Origin of the sequence: Edaphobacter paludis, assembly GCF_039993895.1 — a bacterium.
Lineage (GTDB): Bacteria > Acidobacteriota > Terriglobia > Terriglobales > Acidobacteriaceae > Edaphobacter > Edaphobacter paludis.
In genome coordinates this window covers 2,451,628-2,469,425 of the sequence record NZ_CP121194.1, presented here as the reverse complement: position 1 = coordinate 2,469,425, position 17,798 = coordinate 2,451,628, and the positions used below count along the sequence as shown (strand labels likewise).

General features: G+C 55.8%; 15 protein-coding genes. 4 read left to right on the top strand and 11 right to left on the bottom strand.

All coding sequences use genetic code 11. The features are described from left to right. Positions 1–25: 25 nt before the first annotated feature. Genes P4G45_RS10235 through P4G45_RS10225 form a run of 3 tightly spaced genes read right to left on the bottom strand, consistent with a single transcriptional unit; the run spans position 26 to position 3,001 of the window. Positions 26–823: a CpsB/CapC family capsule biosynthesis tyrosine phosphatase gene (locus tag P4G45_RS10235; RefSeq protein ID WP_348266380.1), complete on the bottom strand. Its 798-nt coding sequence runs from the start codon at positions 821–823 to the stop codon at positions 26–28. A gap of 37 nt (positions 824–860) precedes the next feature. After that, a complete protein-coding gene (gene purQ / locus P4G45_RS10230; RefSeq protein WP_348266379.1) occupies positions 861–1,559 on the bottom strand; it encodes a phosphoribosylformylglycinamidine synthase subunit PurQ in 699 nt (232 codons plus the stop codon). Between the two features lie 38 nt (positions 1,560–1,597). After that, entirely contained in the window at positions 1,598–3,001 is a 1,404-nt protein-coding gene (locus tag P4G45_RS10225; protein ID WP_348266378.1) for an alpha-amylase domain-containing protein, read from the bottom strand. A gap of 65 nt (positions 3,002–3,066) precedes the next feature. On the opposite strand from P4G45_RS10225, the gene P4G45_RS10220 reads away from it, so the two are divergent. Further along, the gene (locus P4G45_RS10220; protein ID WP_348266377.1) at positions 3,067–3,549 is read left to right on the top strand and encodes an AI-2E family transporter; all 483 of its coding nucleotides are present in this window, start codon (positions 3,067–3,069) and stop codon (positions 3,547–3,549) included. Between the two features lie 79 nt (positions 3,550–3,628). Here the strand turns inward: P4G45_RS10220 and P4G45_RS10215 are convergent, their stop codons facing one another. The 3 genes from P4G45_RS10215 to P4G45_RS10205 all read right to left on the bottom strand — a co-directional run bounded on the left by P4G45_RS10215 (position 3,629) and on the right by P4G45_RS10205 (position 8,100). After that, positions 3,629–4,690, bottom strand: coding sequence for an acyltransferase (locus P4G45_RS10215; protein WP_348269247.1), 1,062 nt, complete (start codon positions 4,688–4,690; stop codon positions 3,629–3,631). Positions 4,691–4,966: 276 nt separating this feature from the next. Further along, positions 4,967–6,757 carry an ABC transporter permease subunit gene (locus P4G45_RS10210; RefSeq protein WP_348266376.1) on the bottom strand — a complete coding sequence of 597 codons (1,791 nt, stop codon included), beginning with the start codon at positions 6,755–6,757 and terminating at the stop codon, positions 4,967–4,969. Continuing rightward, on the bottom strand, positions 6,754–8,100 hold the full coding sequence (locus tag P4G45_RS10205) for a nitrate/sulfonate/bicarbonate ABC transporter ATP-binding protein (protein WP_348266375.1): 1,347 nt from the start codon (positions 8,098–8,100) through the stop codon (positions 6,754–6,756). Before P4G45_RS10205 ends, P4G45_RS10210 begins: the two co-directional genes overlap by 4 nt. 164 nt (positions 8,101–8,264) lie before the next feature. Between P4G45_RS10205 and P4G45_RS10200 the strand changes: the two genes are divergently transcribed. Then, positions 8,265–8,648, top strand: a complete 384-nt coding sequence (locus P4G45_RS10200) for a response regulator (RefSeq protein WP_348266374.1) — start codon at positions 8,265–8,267, stop codon at positions 8,646–8,648. Between the two features lie 108 nt (positions 8,649–8,756). Here the strand turns inward: P4G45_RS10200 and P4G45_RS10195 are convergent, their stop codons facing one another. From P4G45_RS10195 to P4G45_RS10175, 5 genes are all read right to left on the bottom strand, one after another. Further along, the gene (locus P4G45_RS10195) at positions 8,757–9,353 is read right to left on the bottom strand and encodes a putative colanic acid biosynthesis acetyltransferase (RefSeq protein ID WP_348266373.1); all 597 of its coding nucleotides are present in this window, start codon (positions 9,351–9,353) and stop codon (positions 8,757–8,759) included. Between the two features lie 15 nt (positions 9,354–9,368). Continuing rightward, on the bottom strand, positions 9,369–10,526 hold the full coding sequence (locus P4G45_RS10190; protein ID WP_348266372.1) for a glycosyltransferase: 1,158 nt from the start codon (positions 10,524–10,526) through the stop codon (positions 9,369–9,371). A 70-nt stretch (positions 10,527–10,596) separates the two neighbouring features. Continuing rightward, positions 10,597–11,901 (bottom strand): glycosyltransferase family 4 protein, encoded by a 1,305-nt coding sequence (locus P4G45_RS10185; protein ID WP_348266371.1) that lies wholly within the window; start codon positions 11,899–11,901, stop codon positions 10,597–10,599. A 4-nt stretch (positions 11,902–11,905) separates the two neighbouring features. Further along, entirely contained in the window at positions 11,906–12,940 is a 1,035-nt protein-coding gene (locus P4G45_RS10180; RefSeq protein WP_348266370.1) for a polysaccharide biosynthesis/export family protein, read from the bottom strand. Next, positions 12,937–15,198 (bottom strand): polysaccharide biosynthesis tyrosine autokinase, encoded by a 2,262-nt coding sequence (locus P4G45_RS10175; RefSeq protein ID WP_348266369.1) that lies wholly within the window; start codon positions 15,196–15,198, stop codon positions 12,937–12,939. The genes P4G45_RS10180 and P4G45_RS10175 overlap by 4 nt, the downstream gene beginning before the upstream one ends. A gap of 128 nt (positions 15,199–15,326) precedes the next feature. On the opposite strand from P4G45_RS10175, the gene P4G45_RS10170 reads away from it, so the two are divergent. After that, a complete protein-coding gene (locus P4G45_RS10170) occupies positions 15,327–16,739 on the top strand; it encodes a UDP-glucose/GDP-mannose dehydrogenase family protein (RefSeq protein ID WP_348269246.1) in 1,413 nt (470 codons plus the stop codon). 68 nt (positions 16,740–16,807) lie between these two features. Beyond that, positions 16,808–17,755, top strand: a complete 948-nt coding sequence (locus tag P4G45_RS10165; protein ID WP_348266368.1) for a UDP-glucuronic acid decarboxylase family protein — start codon at positions 16,808–16,810, stop codon at positions 17,753–17,755. Positions 17,756–17,798 lie beyond the last annotated feature (43 nt).

Here is a 17,798-nt window from a genome sequence, read left to right as displayed (position 1 = left end):
ACGACAGATAGAGTCGCAAACAACGTCAGCTGAGGCGCTCTCTCATCCTCTGCCACCAGCTCTTCTCTTTGTATTCGACGTAGAGATTGAGCGGTTCCAACTGCGGTGGCATCGGTTTTCCCATAAACGCCGCGAGCGGATTCGAGATGCATAGGAGATGGGCGTAGTCGGGGCCGTACTTCTTGGCGACTGCCTCAAATGCATCCCGCATCTGTGGAGGGCGCGAGGTTGTATTGTGAGCGTCGGTGGCAAGGAAGTGCACCCAACGGTTGGCCAGCAGCTCGTGGGCCATCTTCTGGGCTCGTTTACCCATGCGGCCTGTAACTGAACCGGCGGTGACCTGGATGAGCATGCCACCGCGCAGCCAGTCCAGAAGGCGGGACTGGTCGGTTTGCAGGGTCCGGTTGCGCTCGGGGTGCGTCAGGATCGGCGTCAGGCCAGCGATCTGCATCTGGTAGAAGACCTCAGTCAGGCCAGTCGGCACGCCGTAATCAGGAAGCTCGACGAGCAGGTAGCCGAGGCCATTGATGCTGTAACGCGCTGGATCAGACTGGGCCTGTTCGATATTTTCGTACGACATGTGGAAGTCGCATCCGCGTCCTAGCTTCAGCGCGATCCGTTCGCTGTCGAGCAGGCGCTGTAACTCTGCAATCTGCGCGGAGACTGCCTCTGGCTCGTAGTCGTACTGAGCGTTCGAGTGAGGCGAGCAGACGACGTGCGTAATTCCATCCGCGACTGCCATCCTCGCCATGGCAAGCGAGGTTTCGACAGTTGATGCACCATCGTCGATGCCCCAGAGAAGATGATGGTGAATGTCAATCATGGCTCAGCTAGGTTATCACCGCGGCGGTAGGACAGAATTATTGTGCGGTCGCCAGAGACTGTGCCATGGACTGAAAGAGCAGTAACCCATCTGCAGAGCCCAGCAAAGTCTCGCTGGACCTGTCCGGGTGCGGCATCATGCCGAGGATGTTGCGGCCTTCGCTGAGCACGCCTGCGATGTTTTCGAGCGAGCCATTAGGATTCGCAGCGGCGGTAACCTCTCCGTCAGCTGTGGCGTAGCGGAAGGCGATGCGATCCTGCTGCTTCAGCGCTGCCAGAGTGTCAGCGTCGCAGAAGTAGTTGCCTTCCATGTGACCGATAGGCATCTGCAGCACCTGGCCCTTGCGGAGGCCGTGGGTAAAGGGGGAATCGGTTGTCTCTGTCCGCAGCCAAGTCTGCTTGCAGATATAGTTCTGGCTGGCGTTGCGCATGAGCGCGCCGGGCAACAGGCCCGCTTCGCAGAGGATCTGGAAACCGTTGCAGATGCCCATGACAAGGCCGCCATTTTTGGCGAAGCGGCTGACGGCCTGCATCACCGGAGCAAAGCGTGCGATGGCTCCGGTGCGGAGATAGTCGCCGTAGGCGAAGCCGCCGGGGACGAGGATCGCATCGCATCCCTGAAGGTCTTCGGACGCATGCCACAGGTAGGTAACGGGTTGTTGGGCTATCGTCTCCACGACATGGTAAGTGTCGTGGTCACAGTTGGAGCCGGGGAAGACCAGAACGCCAAACTTCATGGCTTAAGGATAGCATCGCCAAGATGCTTCCAACTGATTTAGACGGGAGCGTAGATGGCGAACCCTCTGGGGGGGGCAGGGAACTCGGAGTTGCCGTCGCCGTCGGTGGTGCGCTCGTCAGGATGGGCGGTGTCGTGGCCGTCCCAGGCTATGGGCGCGAACTTCTGGTTCTTCCACTGGGTTTTGACCGACGTGCCGGACCACTGATTGCCAAGATTATTGAGCACGTAGATCAGACCGGGCTGCTCCGTCTTGTCGTCCTTCCATCCCACACGCTGCATGATGTACAGGTCGGGATCGGCGTGGAGGATCTGGGAGTCGCCGCCGGCGTACTTGACATGTGCCTGGATGAGCGCGTCGATGCCATTTGGCGTTCCCGGGCGTGCGAGGCCATTGTTGTAGTAGTCGTACCAGAAGATGCAGGGATAGCCTTCATGCACCATGATGAACGAGTACGCCATCATCTTGTCGTTCACAATGACGTTGTCGCCCATGTCGTGATTGTCGACGAAGGTGGCTGCGTGCATGGGGCGCTTCATGACGACGGCGCCGTCGTCGGTCAGATTGCGTAAATCGTAGTTTGGCGTGTCGCAGACATCCTTGAGCTTGTAGCGGAGAGCGAAGTCGAAGGCGGAGATCTGATTGTCGGTGAGGGCATTGACCTTGTCGATCCAGGCGTTGATGTCTTCAGCGCCTGACCAGTATTCGCCGACAACGTAAGGCATGAACTCCGCGCCATCCTTGACGTAGCGATATTTGGAGAGAATACCGATCATCCATGCACCGAAGCCTTTGACGAAGTCGAAGCGGAAGCCATCGAAGCCGAGTTCTTCGATCAGCATTCGCGCATAGTCGAACATTGCGGTGTAGACGACGGGATTGCGGTGGCAGAGGTGTGGGAAGCCGGCATAGTTCTCTTCGTCCGGCATCATGACGCGCTCGTAGCGGCTGGGATGAAAGCAGTTCCAATCGCGCGGGAAGCGGCCGCTTTTGGGGGCGAACTTCGTCCAGCGCTTCTGCCCGTCGAGGGGATTGACCTCTTCTTCGTCGGCGCCGGAGTTATGGTTGATGACCATGTCGGCGTAGAGGCCGATATTATGTTCGTGGGCCTTTGCGATGAGCGCTTGGAGTTCGGCGCGGTTACCGAAGAAGGTCTTCACGCCGCCCTTCTGATCGAAGTCGCCGAGATCGAAGTAGTCATATGGGTCGTAGCCCATGGATTGATTACTGGAACCTTTGGAGACAGGAGGAAGCCATAAAGCGTTTATGCCTGCTTTGCTCAGATCCTCTACTTTTTCAGCGACGAAGTTCCACCATTCGCCTTCCTTCTTTTCATTTTTCGGGGCATCCCAATAGAAAGCCTGCATCATTACGGCCATGGTGTTGATCTCCGTTGTATTGCGATTGAAAAGGCAGGCCCACCCCGCGAAGACTGTGTCCATACGCAAGCCTTGCGTTATAGTTCTGTTTCAACAGTTCAGATGCATTTGATAGGGATGAGGTTGGAATGGAGCCTGGGAATGGCAACCGAGTTTCACATCATATAAAAACCGCGGGTAACGCGCTGGTGAACTGGTGGCGGGCAGCGACGTTGGATGCGCTGATCGTCGGTGTCCTTTGGCTGATTGGGCTGGAGCTGATTCGTGTGCCCTTTGCGCCGTTGTGGGCCATTTTGGGTGGGCTATTACAGATCATTCCAACATTCGGCGGCATGATTGCTTTGATTGGGCCGGTGCTGGCGGTGGCGTTCAGCGGACATGATGAATGGCGGCTGGGGCTGGTGCTGGGGCTTTATGGCGTGATTGTGATTCTCGAAGGGCTGGTGATTGGGCCATATATTTTGCATCGGACGACGAAGGTGCCGTGGTGGGCCGCTTTCCTGGGGCCAATTGTGCTGGGAATCATTATCCCGTTCTGGGGGGTGTTGCTGGCTCCGCCGCTGCTGGCGATTGTGTTTGCATTCTGGAAGCCGGGGGTGAGGGCTCGTTGAGTGAGGGGTAGCAAGCTGTCACTTCACCCACTGAGGAGAGAGTCGGGGAGCAGGGAAAGTCCCATATGCTGGAGCTTTTCTAGCGATTCGCTAGGACATCGGGTTTGCTGTAGCTAAAGTACTTTTTCAGATGAAGGAAACGCGATTCGTAAAAGCGATAGCTGAGGAGCGCGACGGCTATACTCGCGAGTGTCACGACGATCGCACCCACAAGGACGCCCAAGGCTTTGCTGTGAAACCTCGCATCGATAAAGTCCCGTATCGGCCCAGTCAGAATTAGATCAAGCGTGTAGTGGAAGACGTAGAGTCCATAACTGTATTTGCCAAAGAAACGAAGAACTCCATTGTTGAAAAAATGTTCGGTATGGGAGCCAGCGCGAAGGGTCATGGCAATGATGGAAGCGCTGGCAATGCCGATTAGACTGAAGCCCAGTGTTGGGATGAATATGCTCGTCTCCCATATGAGGCCGTGATTCAGAATAGCGGCGCACAAGAGAACAACGGCGCAACCCGCTAGAACGCGAGGGGCCAACGCGAACACTTTATGACGCATTGAAGTACGTAAGAGGAAGCAAAGACAGCAACCGAAGAGCAGGTTATCTACGCATGAGAAAGTCGGCGTAGATGTCAGGTAGATGTTATGAAAGTAGGGTCGCGCAGCCACCAAGCCGACTCGGATCAAGAGAACAATGACACACGTGATCACGGAGATGCGAATGAGGCTTTGAAGCTTGCGAACGCGATAGATGATTAAAGGCCAGATGAGATAGAACTGTTCCTCAACTTGAAGTGACCAGAAGTGATTGATGTTGAAGTGCGGCAGGATAAGAGGCGGCCTGGACCAAAGCACAAGGTTCGATGTGTAGGTCAGGAAGAAGTACTGCCAGCCGTTCCAAAGAAGATGGAGCGGTCTCGTGAATAACAGCATTAGCAAGAGGACGCCGTAATAAAGGGGGAAAATACGAAGCACACGGCGAGCATAGAAGGTCTTGAAGAAATGGGAGATATGGAGCGTGTCGAGCAGGATGCCTGTAATCAGGAATCCAGAGAGTGCGAAGAAGAGGTTGACGCCAACGTAAGAAGACGCACGAACCGCGTGAGGAAATCGAAGATTCGGCTGCCTGTATTGGAATTCGACCAGAAGAGGTGATGGAAGAGAACTAAGAGAATCGCAAGGCCGCGGACGCCATCGAGTGCTGGAATATGAGTAAAACCGCCAGGATTGTCAATGCTTGGGCCCACCGTGAGGGGAGAGTTTTTGGGCGGTTGGCTGGATTCCTCAGTCATAGACGGCATAAATTGATTATGGGCATTTATCGATAGAGTGGCTATCTAAAATTTAATCGGTAAAGGAGAAGGACTTCCTAGAACAAACGATTAAGCAGAAGAGGTAGCGACGCAGATCAGCTATTGCAACTTAGCCGTCGAGTTTGTAGCGGGTTTCAGCGAGGCGGTAGAGAGGCCGCCAGACCAGGCGGTTGATGGTAACTACCATCAGGGCCATGACGATGGTTGCCAGGAGGAGGATGTGGAATTCTCCGCTGTCGGTCGCGGCACTGATGATTGCTCCCAGGCCTACTGTTTGATAGGTGTGGTTGTTGAGGCTGAAGTACTCCGCGATGATGCTGGCGTTCCATGCTCCACCGGATGCAGTGACCATGCCGGTAATCAGAAAAGGGAAGATTCCGGGGAGGATCACGGTGCGCCATCGCTGAATGGTGGTGAAGCGAAAGAGGGTCGATACTTCGCGCAGGTCGGAGGGGATGGCCATCGCACCGGCGATGACGTTGAACAATACGTACCACTGGGTTCCGAGCATCATTAGTACGATGGAGCCGATGCCGAGGCCGCCGCCGATTTTGATGAGTGCGAGCAGTATTACTGGAAAGAGCGCGGGCGCTGGGATGGAGGCGACTACCTGAACCAGAGGCTGGGCGATGCGGGCGAGTTTGGGATTGAAGCCGATGGCCACTCCAACAGGGATCGTCCATAAGGCGGCCAGAACAAGGGACACATTAACGCGGAGGAAGGTGGCCATCGCACCTTTCAGGATTTCGCCGAACTGGCCGTGATTCACCTGACGCAGCAGGCCAACCGCTTGCCATGCCGCATACAGTACGGCGGCAACTGCGATAGCCACAATCAATACGCGCAGCCAGGATGCCAGTTTATTTCGTCCCAGGGGTGCGTCGGAATCACTGGCTATCTGCCGAATCAGACGCTCCTTTCGAGAGTCTGCCAGATGGCGGTAGACGCCTTCGGTCAATGGTTCGATGGTGTGCCGTTTCAGGCTGCGAAGGGCGCGGGAGTGCTGGAACAGGTGCAGCAGGGGGGAGCGAACACGCGCCGTCGTTTCAACCTGCTCGAACTTGAACTTGTCGCTCCATGCGATGACCGGTCTCCAGATGAGCTGGTCGGTGGCGACGATGATGGCGATCATAGTGAGCAGGCCCCAGGTGATCGCCCTGTAATTTCCAGCGCCGGCGGCGGTTTGCAGATAGGAGCCGAGACCGGGGAGACGGAAGTCGTGTTTGCCCAGCTTGAACATCTCGCAGGCCATGAGGAAGAACCACCCGCCGGCTACGGAGACCATCGAGTTCCAGACGAGGCCGATGGCGGAGTAGGGAAGTTCAAGCTGGATGAAGCGCTGCCAGCGAGAGAATTTGTAGATCTTCGACGCCTCGCTGAGTTCGCGGGGAATGCTCTTGATGGAGGCGTAGAAGCTGAAGGCCATGTTCCAGACCTGACCGGTGAAGATGAGGACGATTGCACCCATCTCCAGGCCGATCTGCCGCGTGGGGAAGAGCGCGACCATGGCGAGCATCACTCCGGGCAGGAAACTTAGCACGGGGATCGATTGCAGGATGTCGAGGCCAGCGATCATGAAGGCCTCCATGCGCTTGCTGTAGGCGGCGACGTAGCCATAGCCAACGGCGAAGAAGAGGCTGAGCACGTAGGCGAGGCCGATGCGGACTACGGAGTAAAAGGCGTAACGCGGCAGGGCGTGGGGGCTGAGCGAGATGACGATCTCGGGTTCAGGATGACCGAACCAGTACTTCGCAATCTGCATAACGCCGTAGAAACAGGCGAGGCCGAGGCCTGCCACCCCGAGATCGAGGACGAAGGGCCAACTGCGTTTGAGCACCTGCGAGCGGGCGAAGATCTCCCGGCTGCGGTCACTGCTGAAGCTGTCCGGCAGATTGATCATGCATCGATCTCCGCGGAACTTTCGGGCTCGGACTCATTGAGCTTTTCGTGAAGGATGAATCTTCTGCGGGAGACATCGAAGTCGAAGAGTTCAGCGTAACGACCCCAGTTGATGGCGGTTTCGAGTTGCAGGATTGTCTCGTCTTCGCTGAACTGCTCGTCAAGCATGTCGTGGAAGAACTCTTCAGGGACGGAGCGGTCGCTCTTGGCCTCGAGGGCGCGGACGATCTGGCGCAGCAGAAGTACGTTCTCTAGTGCCGCAGTGCGGAAGAGTTCTTTCTGGCGGAGGATCTCGGAGTTGGCGTACTCTGCGCCGGTTGGCGTGATGGCGGCGTCACCTTCGGTGACGGTGAGGAAGCCGAGTAGTTGCGCGGCGTCGACGATGGGGAGCAGGTCGTCAATCTCGAAGGCGAGGTCGTCGGCGAGACGGTAGATGTCGTCTTTGCCTTCGTGGTCGAGCACAAGTTCGAGCAGGCCGGCGATGCCGCCGGGGCGGGCATGGGGAAGCATCTGGTAGTGCATCTGACGCTGGTTTCGAGATGGTTTTCCGCCGAGTCGCGGCAGAGCGGGCGGCTTGGTTTCGGGCTGGGTGAGGACCTTGTAGATGTAGTCGACCAACTGCGTGAAAGCCGCTGTTTTGCGGTCGCGGGGGTGAGACAGCGAGACCTTGAAGTCTGTTCGCACATGGCCGGGATTGCGGCCGAGCACTATGATGCGGTCGGCCAGCAGAACGGCCTCTTCGATGTTGTGAGTGACGAGAAAGATGGCCTTGGTCGGGATGGTCTTCTTCTGCCAGAGTTCGAGCAATTCGCTGCGGAGGTTTTCGGCGGTGAGGACGTCGAGGGCGGAGAAGGGCTCGTCCATGAAGAGGACCTCCGGTTCGACTACCAGGGCGCGGGCGAAGCCAACTCGCTGCCGCATCCCTCCGGAGAGTTCCTTCGGGTAGGCTGCCTGGAAACCGTCGAGGCCTACGGTGTCGAGAATTTTGAGGCTGCGCTTGCGCCTTTCGGTGGCTTCCATGCCGCGGGCCTTGAGAGGCGCCTCGACATTTTCAAGGACGGTGAGCCAGGGAAAGAGCGCGAAACTTTGAAAGACGATAGAAACATTTACGTCGGCGGTGGAAATTGGCTTTTCGTGCCAGTAAACGACGCCGGCAGAGGGGGCCGACAGACCGGTCAACATTCGCAGCAGCGTGGATTTACCGGAGCCTGAGGGGCCGAGAAGCGCGACGATTTCGCCCGCAGAGATGGAGAGGTCAGTGGGAGAGATAACCTGGATGCGGTTCTCGCTCGGCTGCGGATAGTATTTCTCGACCTGTTCGGCACGTATGATCACTGGCTGCATATTTTTTTCTAATATTATGAATTTGATCGCTGAATTCGGGCGCGTCAACCGTCTATCAACACTGCGGTCAGCGTATCATTAGCTTATAGACAAAAAGTAAAAGCAAGCTGGCGCAGTTGCATTTACAACTGAACGATGAATCTTTGACTTGAGGACATACAAGCATGGCAGATCCGACATCCACCACTACGCCTAAGCCCAGAGTACTTGTCGCCGATGACGAACAGGTGATTGCCAATACTCTCGCGATTATCCTGAATCAGGCGGGCTTTGAGGCGCGTGCGGTGTTCAGCGGGGAAACGGCGGTTGAAACGCTCGACAGCTTTCAGCCGGACATGCTCATCAGCGACGTCATTATGACTGGCATGACGGGAATTGAAGCAGCAATCATTACGCGCACCAAGCTGCCGAAGTGCAAGATTTTATTGTTCTCCGGACAGGCTGCGACGGCGGATCTTCTGGAGAAGGCGCGCACCCAGGGCCATGAGTTTGAGATTCTGGCCAAGCCCGTTCATCCGACGGACCTGCTGGCAAAATTACGCAGCTAAACTGGCGGCGAAAAGGCACATTGGGTTCGAGAAAAGTTCTTCAGTCGTTGCACGGAATTGCGCCTGGACTGAAGTCTCGCTTTTCAAAATATGATTTTCGGGCGTTTATCAGACTTCGTGGGATCGCTGCCTGTCTTTGACTTTGGCGGCAGGCGCTCCCGCATAGACCGTCCAGGGTGCGAGGTCTCTGGTCGCGACGGAGCCCAGCCCGAGTACGGCGCCTTCGCCTACATTGACTCCAGGTGCGACCGAGGCTCGGGCGCAGATCCAGGCGTATGCGCCGAAGCTCATGGCGTATGCGAGCAGGGGAAATGCTGCGTCGTCGTAGTCGTGAGTGGCACCGCAAATGTAGGCGTCCTGCGAGAGGATCGCGTGAGAGCCAAAGATGATGGGCGCAGGGTTATAGATCTCTGCGCCGTCGGCGGCGGTTACCTGATCTGCGCAGGTGAGGTTCCAAGGCGCCCATACTTTTGACCCCGGATAGAAATGGCAGTTTGGTCCCATCGTGGCTCCGAAGGAACGGAGCAGGAAGGATCGCCAGGAATGGAGGGGCCGTGGGGAAGTTCGATAAAGCAGAAGCCGGCAGAGATTCCAGATGACACGACGCATCCGGTTGCTGGTAGAAAAGGCTGGGCGGAGATAAGGATCGGCAGCGGTCTCGGGCGAGATGTGCTCATTTGCGTTGTAGTGAATCTGCCTGGGCATGGTGGTCAGCGATCTTTAAGAATGATGGTTTGCTGCTTCGAACAGCTGAATGATTGTCTTTGCGGTCTGCTGCATATCGTAACGCTCTTTGAAGCTGCGCTGTGCCTGCTGTGCCATCTGCTCGCGTTGCTGCGGCGAAGTTGCGATCCAGCGTTGCAGTAGATGGAGCGTTCCGTCAAGCGTGTCCGGTTCCATGAATCCTGCGCCGTCGTTGGCGATTTCGTCGGCGATGTTCACCTTGTCGGAAAGAAGGACGGGAGTGCCGCAGGCCATCGCTTCGGCGACTGCGATGCCAAAGTTCTCCTGATGGGACGGAAGGATGAAGGCCTCGGCCCCGTAAAAGGCACCCCACTTCGCATCGCCGGTAATCATGCCGGGCCAGTGGATACGGTCAGCGATACCTGCCTTGAACGCCGTCTGCTGCAATTCGGCGCTCCACTGTTGGGGATCGGGACCGGCCATCACGAGATGGAGTTCAGGATCGGCGGCGGCGACCTTTGCAAAGGCATCGACCAGCAGGTCGCAGCCCTTTTTCCGGTGGATTCGTCCGAGAAAAAGGAGGTAGCGCTTGTCCTTCACCTGCGGACATTGATCCAGGAAGATCTGCTTCATCGCCTCGAGGTCGCCGGCCGGTCCCTTTGCACCGTAAGGAACGACATAAGGATTCCAGCGATGCAACCAGAAGCTCTCTTCGGCGAGCTGCTTCTCCGCCTCCGATGTGAATAGGACCCGATATGCGCCGCGCAGGTTCCAATATTCTGCCAATAGCCAATAAGGCCACTTCTTGGCGTGCTTCAGCGGGAAGGCATGTTTGAAGTAGGGGTCCAACATTCCGTGCGTGAAGACAAGGTAGGGAGTGTTGGTTCCGGAGAGGGCGCGCCGTGCGGCAAGACCGCAATACTGCCACAAACCATTCACGACGACGCCGTCGAAGCGATGGCGGTTGGCCTTGATCCATGGCACTAGTTTGGGATTGAAACCGTAGGTTGAGCCAACGGGGCCAAGCGGATGAACCGGAAATGCGAGGGTCTTGAGCCACGGGGCTTCAGGATCGTCGAGTGTCACTACTTCGCCGACGTAGCCGATGGATGCATAGCTCATCAGTACCCGCACGGACTGGGAGGGGCCGCCGGCGGCCGGGTCCAGGGTCCCCATGATGTGAAGAATACGCATCAGTCATTCACCTTCTGAAAGCATCGCAGGCGATCTTTTGTAGAAAACAACGGAGAAAATCAGACATCGCTCAGGCGATTATCTTGCCAGTGGTCTGTGCAATTGCCTTTCGCAAACCTACGATGTCCTCTTCATAACTCCACGTCTGGATTCGTTCCAATCCGCGTCTTCCCATGAGTTGGGCTGTCTCCGGGGTGGCCAAAGCTCTTTGCAGCGCATCTGTAAGCGCAGCGACGTTCCCGGCGGGGAATATGCAACCTTCAACCCCATCGGTAACTAAGTCCGGCTGGCATCCGACATCGTCAGAGATGATGACGGCGCGACCTGCGTTCATTACTTCATTCACAATCAATCCCCACGGCTCGTGGCGGGAGGGCAAAACAAATATCGTCGCGATATCGAAAAATCCTGGTAATTCTGACTGGTTTCGGAACCCGCAGAAGCGAATGCTGCTGCATCCGCTATCCGCAGCCCTCTTTTCAAGAGCGGCGCGCTCTTCGCCATCTCCGACGATCACGAGGTACGGACGTGGATCCTGTCCGGGGCCGGGGGATAGGTTGAGGTATGCGGTAAGCAGGTCTTCGCAACGTTTACGACTTTGCAGCTTTGAGGCGAAAAGAATGACGGGTCTGGATGGATCAAGATTCAATTCCTTTTGCAGCTGTTCGCGATGCGGGATCGCCTCTTGACTACGTCTTTGAAAGTAGTGATTGTCGACAGCGTAGGGCATCAGATATTGCGGGAAATCATCACCTAAATAATGGCGCCAATAAGCAGAGTTTAGCGTTCCAATGGGGAGGACTCCATCAATACACTGCTTGAGGAATTTGAAAAAAAGGTGCTTTGCTGCCAGCTTGAGACCTGTGCGTTCTCGATCCCTCAACCATGATTCGGCGCGAAGCAGGACTGGTATTCCCAACGCTTTCGCCGCCAGGATTCCATGCATCGCATTGACGGTCGAGTATCCATGAACCCACACTACGTCAAAGGGGGACTCGTCTTTGCCTCCGCGTAAACGCTTGAGAATCCCGTAGCTGAGTGGACGGGTAACGCCAACTGTGGCGTTCTCGCGAATTCCAGGGAGAAATTCATGATGGTAACCATCCAGGAGCGGCACATCCCATTTGACACCTACGCCCCCAAAACCCTCGTCTTTGTAGCTTCGAACCGAGAAGTCGGAACTAAAAAAGACAGTCAGTTCGATGTCTGGCTCCTGCGCAATTCGTCGCAGCAGGGGTGCCTGATATTGAATCGGATGACTTACAAGATAGGCAAGCTTTACTTTTTTTGTCATTCTTTTGGCCTTGACCGTTAGGAAGCCACAGGGCGAACTTTTCTTAGTTAGTCGAACATCGGTAAAAAGTGGTTTAACCAAACGCCTATGGGCGAGTCGCGTAGAGCAGAAGAGAGCCAATGCCTATCAAAGTGGCAACGCCCCCATTCTTGATTGCTGCCTTCATCGCGTTGGTGGGAAGGAGAACGATATCATCCGCCTGTAGCACTGGGTCCGGCTCCTTGCCATCGTAGATTTTCCTGAGATTGACGCGGACGACCTTACGATCGAACCCCTCTGTCCGGATAATTCGCAGATCCTCCATCTTGCCCTGATATCCATCGCCTCCCCCGAGAGCCGTCGCCTGCATAAGAGTCAGCGGTGAATTTTGCTGCATTGGAATAGCGCCCTGAACTTTGAATGCTCCAAGCAGGTAGACGACTCCGACGCGGGAAACGACGATGGTATCCCTTGGAAAAACAGGTACGTTCGCACTCGCGCTTTTGGCAGGATCGGTCCCGAGATCCACAACAATCGGCTGCGCAATACCGGGCCGGTCGATGGTGATGGTGTGACTTGCAGTGGAGGGCAACCCACCTGCCGCCGACAAGACATCAAGTAGCCGCTTCTGACCTGCCACGGGGATGTTGCCATGCATTTCGCCAGTGAGCGTGACGACCTGGTTGGGTGCTTCGGGAAGTTGAATTGTCACTTGCGGATCGCGATACATCCCGGCACTCGTTAACCGTTCCGCGATCAAGTGTTCTGCCTGATGTAGAGTAAGCCCTTCGACATGCAGGCTGCCAATCAAAGGAAGTTGGACGGTGCCGTCGACGCTGACTCGCACAGCGGGCGTGTAGTCGGTCATCCCGTAGATCTGGACAGTCAGGAGGTCTCCCTGCTGGAGAATGACATCGCGGCTTGCGGGATAGAGGATTGCGGGATCGGTGGTTGGTGTGACCTTCGGATTAACCGGTTGAGAGATTCCGATAGCGGGACCACTGAACTGAGCGGATGCCTGGGAGGGATAAAGACATAAAGCAAGCATCGCTGCCGCTAAAAATGGCAGACTTCGGATGACGTGTGACCGCGATAGCGGATTACCGCTAACGAGGCTGAGATGATCCTGTTTTCTCATCATTCAGTCTCCCCGGACCTGCGATTGTGTACTTCTGACGTACCTTGGGGCTCCCAGCTTCCCGAATCGGCGCTGGAATAGGAATAGCCTGAATACCCGTAGTATCCATAATAATCAGGAGAATTTAGATCGACGGCATTGAGTACGATGCCAGTAAGCGGGGCGGCCGAGCGTACCAGAAGATCTCGTGCACGACGCACTACATTCTTGCTCGAGCTTCCGTGACGAACGACAAGCACCACGGCATCGGCGTGACGCGCGAGGACGACGCCATCGGTGACGGAAAGGATCGGTGGCGTATCGAGAAGCACATGCGTGTAGAGATCGCCACAGTGTTGCAGCAACGAATCCATCGCATGCGAACTTAGCATTTCGGATGGGAAAGGCGGCATTGGCCCGGCGGCTAGAATGTCGAGATTTGGAACCTCGGCGATATTCTGGACGGCGTTCTCAAGCGAGGTCGCCCCGGTGAGGATGGTCGTCAATCCTACCTTGCCGCTCATTCCAAAACGATGATGAACGCTGGGCCTGCGAAGGTCCGCATCGATCAGAAGGACGCGCGCATCTCCCTGCGCCAGAATGCAGGCGAGGTTAGTCGAGAGCGTGGTTTTGCCTTCAGAAGGCGTGGCGCTGGTGAGCAGAATAAATTTTGGCGGGTGGCCGGTGGTGGATAGAAGCAGCGAAGTTCGGAGGGACCGGAAGGCCTCTGCAAATTGCGATTTCGACTGTGAGAGGACGATGAGGTTTTTCTGCGCCGTCGTCATCGAAGCACCTTGTTCGGGCGATGTCCTTCGTGCGCGCGGAATTACTGCGAGGGACGGCAGCTCCGTGACACTTTCGACCTCCGCGATGGTGCGCAAACCGGTATCCAGACTGTCCATCAGGAAGGCGACGATGATTCCGCCGATCAGGCCGAAGATCACACCTACGAGGACCATCTTTGATGATGATTTGAGAGTGGGATGGGCTGGAGGCATGGCCGGATCGACGATGTCAATCTCCATCGATTCCAGGCCAGCCTCGACCCCAGCGGTGCGGAGTTTTTGCAGGAGACCCTCATAGAGGGTCCGGTTCGATTCGAATTCGCGCTGACGAAGTGTGTATTCGATGAGATCGTCGCGCAGCTTATAGGCGTCAGCCTTCTGGGCTTCGAGAGCGGCATTGGTCTGATTTTCGTTCGCGCGAGCGACAACGTAGTTCTCTTTTGCCTGCAGCAGCAGGCGAGTCTGCTCCTTGTCTACTGCGCTGGTGAGTTCGGCGATTTGGGCCTTCAACGACTTCGACTGCGGGTGATTCGGCCCGAGATTTGCTTCCATCTGGGCATAATTTGCTTTAGCTGTCGAAAGCTGGATACGAAGCTGGTTCAACTCCGCAGGAGCTCCGCCGGGCATGGTGTCGATGGAACTTTCCATTGAATCCGGGTCCATGCCGCTAAGGACGCGGTATCGCGACTCCGCGATGATGCGGGCGAGTTTAGCGTCGCCGGCCGCCTTGGAGAGATCTTCCAATGAGGTGCTTATCTGGTTGTGATTAGGATCGAATCCCAGAATGCCCAGACGCCTCTGCAGCTCCATCATTTGTTCCTGAGACGTTTCGACCTGCTGTTTCAGGTCATCCAACTGGCTTGAGAGCCATTGCGAGACCCGCTGGGTCGATGCGAATCTTGTTTCATAACTGCGTTGGATATAAGCCGCGATGACCTTATTCACGATATCCGCAGCGAGCTTGGCGTTCAGACTGCTGTAGCTGATGTTGATGATCTCTGTCTTCGGAACCAGAGTAATGCGCAGGTTGTGTTGTAGTCTGCCTATTGTCGCCTGACGTACTGCGGGATCATCCAGATTGCTATGCCCGATCGGCCCTTTTGCTTCGAGAAAATTGGGATTGTTCGCCAGATCCATTTCGCGAGCGACGGTCAACATTAACGTGTCGCTCTTGAGTATCTGGATCTCGGTCAGCATCTTCGAGGCCGTGTCGGTGCTCCCGCCCATCGCCGCCGCTGCGTCGATACGGTATTCATTGGAGGAACCTGACCTGACCTGGATCTGTCCGAAGGCGTTGTACAGCTTTGGCTGCGTTTTGGCCTTATAAATTCCATACACAAAACCGAGCAGCACAGCTACGATCACGATCCAGCGCCGCTTTTTGAGCGTGAGAATCGCCTCAGACAATGTGTTGTCAGCGCCAGCTGTACTGAATCCGGGGGGGGCGTTCCCCGCGATGTCCCCGCCGGGCAAAGGCTGCGTATTTTGGAAAGACATTACCTGTAGTCTACTAGAGTGCGCGTATCATGCGGGAAATTGATTGCTTCCCGACTTCTGTGTGGGCGAATGAAGCCAAAACTCATCAAATCAGATATTGTTAGAAATGAGGTATTTTTCGGCGAATGATGGATCAAAACTCTAAAATTGCGGTTGTTGGATCGGGCTATGTGGGGTTGGTCGCCGCGGTTTGCTTTGCAGAAATGGGTCACACGGTTATTTGTGTGGACAATGACGATCGCAAGGTCGCAGCCCTGCAAGGAGGTGACACGCTTATTCATGAAAATCACCTTCCAGAGCTTCTCGAACGGTACCGTAATACGAAGATCCGCTTTATGACGGACCTTGGTGAGGCGACTCGTGAGTGCGACGCGATTTTTATCGCCGTGGGAACACCTCAAAGCGAGGCTGGCGACGCGGACCTTTCCTATGTCGAGGCGGTCGCCTGTGAAATCGCACGCTCCATCACCAGCTACAAGGTGATCGTTGAGAAGAGCACTGTTCCTGTGTACACCAATGAATGGGTCCGGCGGGCGATTGAACGCAATGGAGTTGACCGCACTCTGTTTGACGTAGTTTCGAATCCGGAGTTTCTGCGTGAAGGAACTGCGGTTGCCGATTTTCTCCATCCCGACCGCATTGTGGTGGGGTCTGATAGCGAGCGAGCTTCAGCGTTGCTGAAGGACATCTATGCCCCATTGACGGACGGCGAATACTACAAGCGCCCGGACGCCATCGAAGGGCACTGCAGTTCAACGGAGCCACCGCTTCTGCTGCTTACTTCGACGAAGAGTGCCGAGATCATCAAGCATGCTTCGAACGCATTTCTCGCATTGAAAATTTCCTTCATCAATGCTGTTTCGAATCTGTGCGAGGCTGCCGACGCGAATGTCGAACAGGTTGCTCTCGGAATGGGATTAGACAGCCGCATTGGGCCAAAGTTCCTTCGTCCTGGCATTGGTTATGGGGGATCGTGCTTTCCCAAGGATGTAGCCGCATTTCGCTCCGTGGCTGAGCAGATGGGCATCGATTTCAACCTTTTGAGCGAGGTGGAAAAGATCAATGTTCAGCAAAAGAAGCGCTTTCTGGCGAAGGTTCGATCTGCTTTATGGACACTGCGCACGAAACGAATCGGTGTACTTGGTCTGGCCTTTAAGGGGGAGACGGATGACATTCGGGAATCGCCGGCCATCGATCTGGTCGAGATGCTGCTCGCTGAAGGCTGCTCCGTCACAGCTTTTGACCCTGCCGCGATGAAGCGCGCGCAGGAAGCGCTTCCGGCCAGTGACCGGCTGCGTTACGCGGGCAGCGCCTATGAAGCGGCCGAGGATGCCGACGCTTTGCTGATTCTGACGGACTGGCCGGAGTTTGCTTCACTCGATCTCGAGCAATTGAACAAGATCATGCGTTATCCCATCATCATTGATGGCCGCAATCTCTACGATCCTAATGTCGCTGCGCAGCATGGATTCACTTATCTCAGCATCGGACGTCCTGCTTCGTATCCTGTAAAGCAGGCCTCCGTTTCGAGCACGGTGTAATCGACTTTATGGCGCTTCTCCGATGGGACGGGGTCGATTTACAAGATAAAGAAAGGTAACAAAGATTAATGCCTCAAAGGATTCTTGTCACCGGAGCCGCAGGTTTTCTGGGCTCTCACCTCTGTGATGCTTTGCTGGCCAACGGACATACGGTCGTAGGAGTGGACAATCTCTGCACGGGAAGCACGGATAATCTAAGGCAGCTCACTGGAGAATCTCGTTTCAGCTTTGAGGAACAGGATATCTGCAAGTCCTTCGATCCCGGAAAAGTTGACTTCATCTTCAATTTTGCCTCGCCCGCCAGCCCTGTCGACTACAGTCGGCTTGGGGTCGAGACACTTTCTGTCGGTTCGACGGGAACGGTCAATACGTTGGATCTGGCACGAAAATACAACGCCGGGTACCTTCATGCTTCCACGTCGGAGTGCTATGGCGATCCCGAAGTGCATCCGCAGGTTGAGACCTATTGGGGGAACGTCAATCCCATTGGGCCACGGTCTGTCTACGATGAAGCCAAACGCTTCTCTGAGGCTGTTGTGATGGCTTATCACCGCTATTACGGGGTGAATACGCATCTTGTCCGCATCTTTAATACCTATGGGCCACGCCTCCAGATTAATGATGGGCGCGTGATCTCCAACTTTATGTCCCAGGCGCTTCGTGGTGAACCTCTGACGATCTATGGTGACGGGTCACAGACACGCAGCTTCTGCTATGTGTCCGACCTGATCGCGGGAATCGTTCTGCTCGCTGATTCGGATGAGCATCTCCCGGTGAACATTGGTAATCCCGATGAATGGACCATTCTGGAGTGTGCGCGGCAGGTGCTAGATGTTACTGGTACGAAGGGCGAGATCATAGCGAAACCCCTCCCGCAGGATGACCCGACCCGCCGCTGCCCCGATATTACAAAAGCGAAGACTCTCCTCGGCTGGGAACCAAAGGTTAGCCTCCGCCAAGGCCTGCAGAGCTCTTTGCAGTATTTCAAAGACTGCGTCAGCGCCGGGTCTCGATAACGCCGAGCAAGAACAGGGAATATCGAAACCTGGCGCTGCTGAT

Excerpts from the sequence above, each read along its gene's own strand:
- P4G45_RS10195 (WP_348266373.1), bottom strand. The coding sequence starts at position 9,353 with ATGCCCAGGCAGATTCACTACAACGCAAATGAGCACATCTCGCCCGAG.
- P4G45_RS10170 (WP_348269246.1), top strand. The coding sequence starts at position 15,327 with ATGGATCAAAACTCTAAAATTGCGGTTGTTGGATCGGGCTATGTGGGG.
- P4G45_RS10175 (WP_348266369.1), bottom strand. The coding sequence starts at position 15,198 with ATGTCTTTCCAAAATACGCAGCCTTTGCCCGGCGGGGACATCGCGGGG.
- P4G45_RS10190 (WP_348266372.1), bottom strand. The coding sequence starts at position 10,526 with ATGCGTATTCTTCACATCATGGGGACCCTGGACCCGGCCGCCGGCGGC.
- P4G45_RS10220 (WP_348266377.1), top strand. The coding sequence starts at position 3,067 with ATGGAGCCTGGGAATGGCAACCGAGTTTCACATCATATAAAAACCGCG.
- P4G45_RS10210 (WP_348266376.1), bottom strand. The coding sequence starts at position 6,757 with ATGATCAATCTGCCGGACAGCTTCAGCAGTGACCGCAGCCGGGAGATC.
- P4G45_RS10180 (WP_348266370.1), bottom strand. The coding sequence starts at position 12,940 with ATGATGAGAAAACAGGATCATCTCAGCCTCGTTAGCGGTAATCCGCTA.
- P4G45_RS10225 (WP_348266378.1), bottom strand. The coding sequence starts at position 3,001 with ATGGACACAGTCTTCGCGGGGTGGGCCTGCCTTTTCAATCGCAATACA.
- P4G45_RS10200 (WP_348266374.1), top strand. The coding sequence starts at position 8,265 with ATGGCAGATCCGACATCCACCACTACGCCTAAGCCCAGAGTACTTGTC.
- P4G45_RS10205 (WP_348266375.1), bottom strand. The coding sequence starts at position 8,100 with ATGCAGCCAGTGATCATACGTGCCGAACAGGTCGAGAAATACTATCCG.
- P4G45_RS10235 (WP_348266380.1), bottom strand. The coding sequence starts at position 823 with ATGATTGACATTCACCATCATCTTCTCTGGGGCATCGACGATGGTGCA.
- P4G45_RS10165 (WP_348266368.1), top strand. The coding sequence starts at position 16,808 with ATGCCTCAAAGGATTCTTGTCACCGGAGCCGCAGGTTTTCTGGGCTCT.
- purQ (WP_348266379.1), bottom strand. The coding sequence starts at position 1,559 with ATGAAGTTTGGCGTTCTGGTCTTCCCCGGCTCCAACTGTGACCACGAC.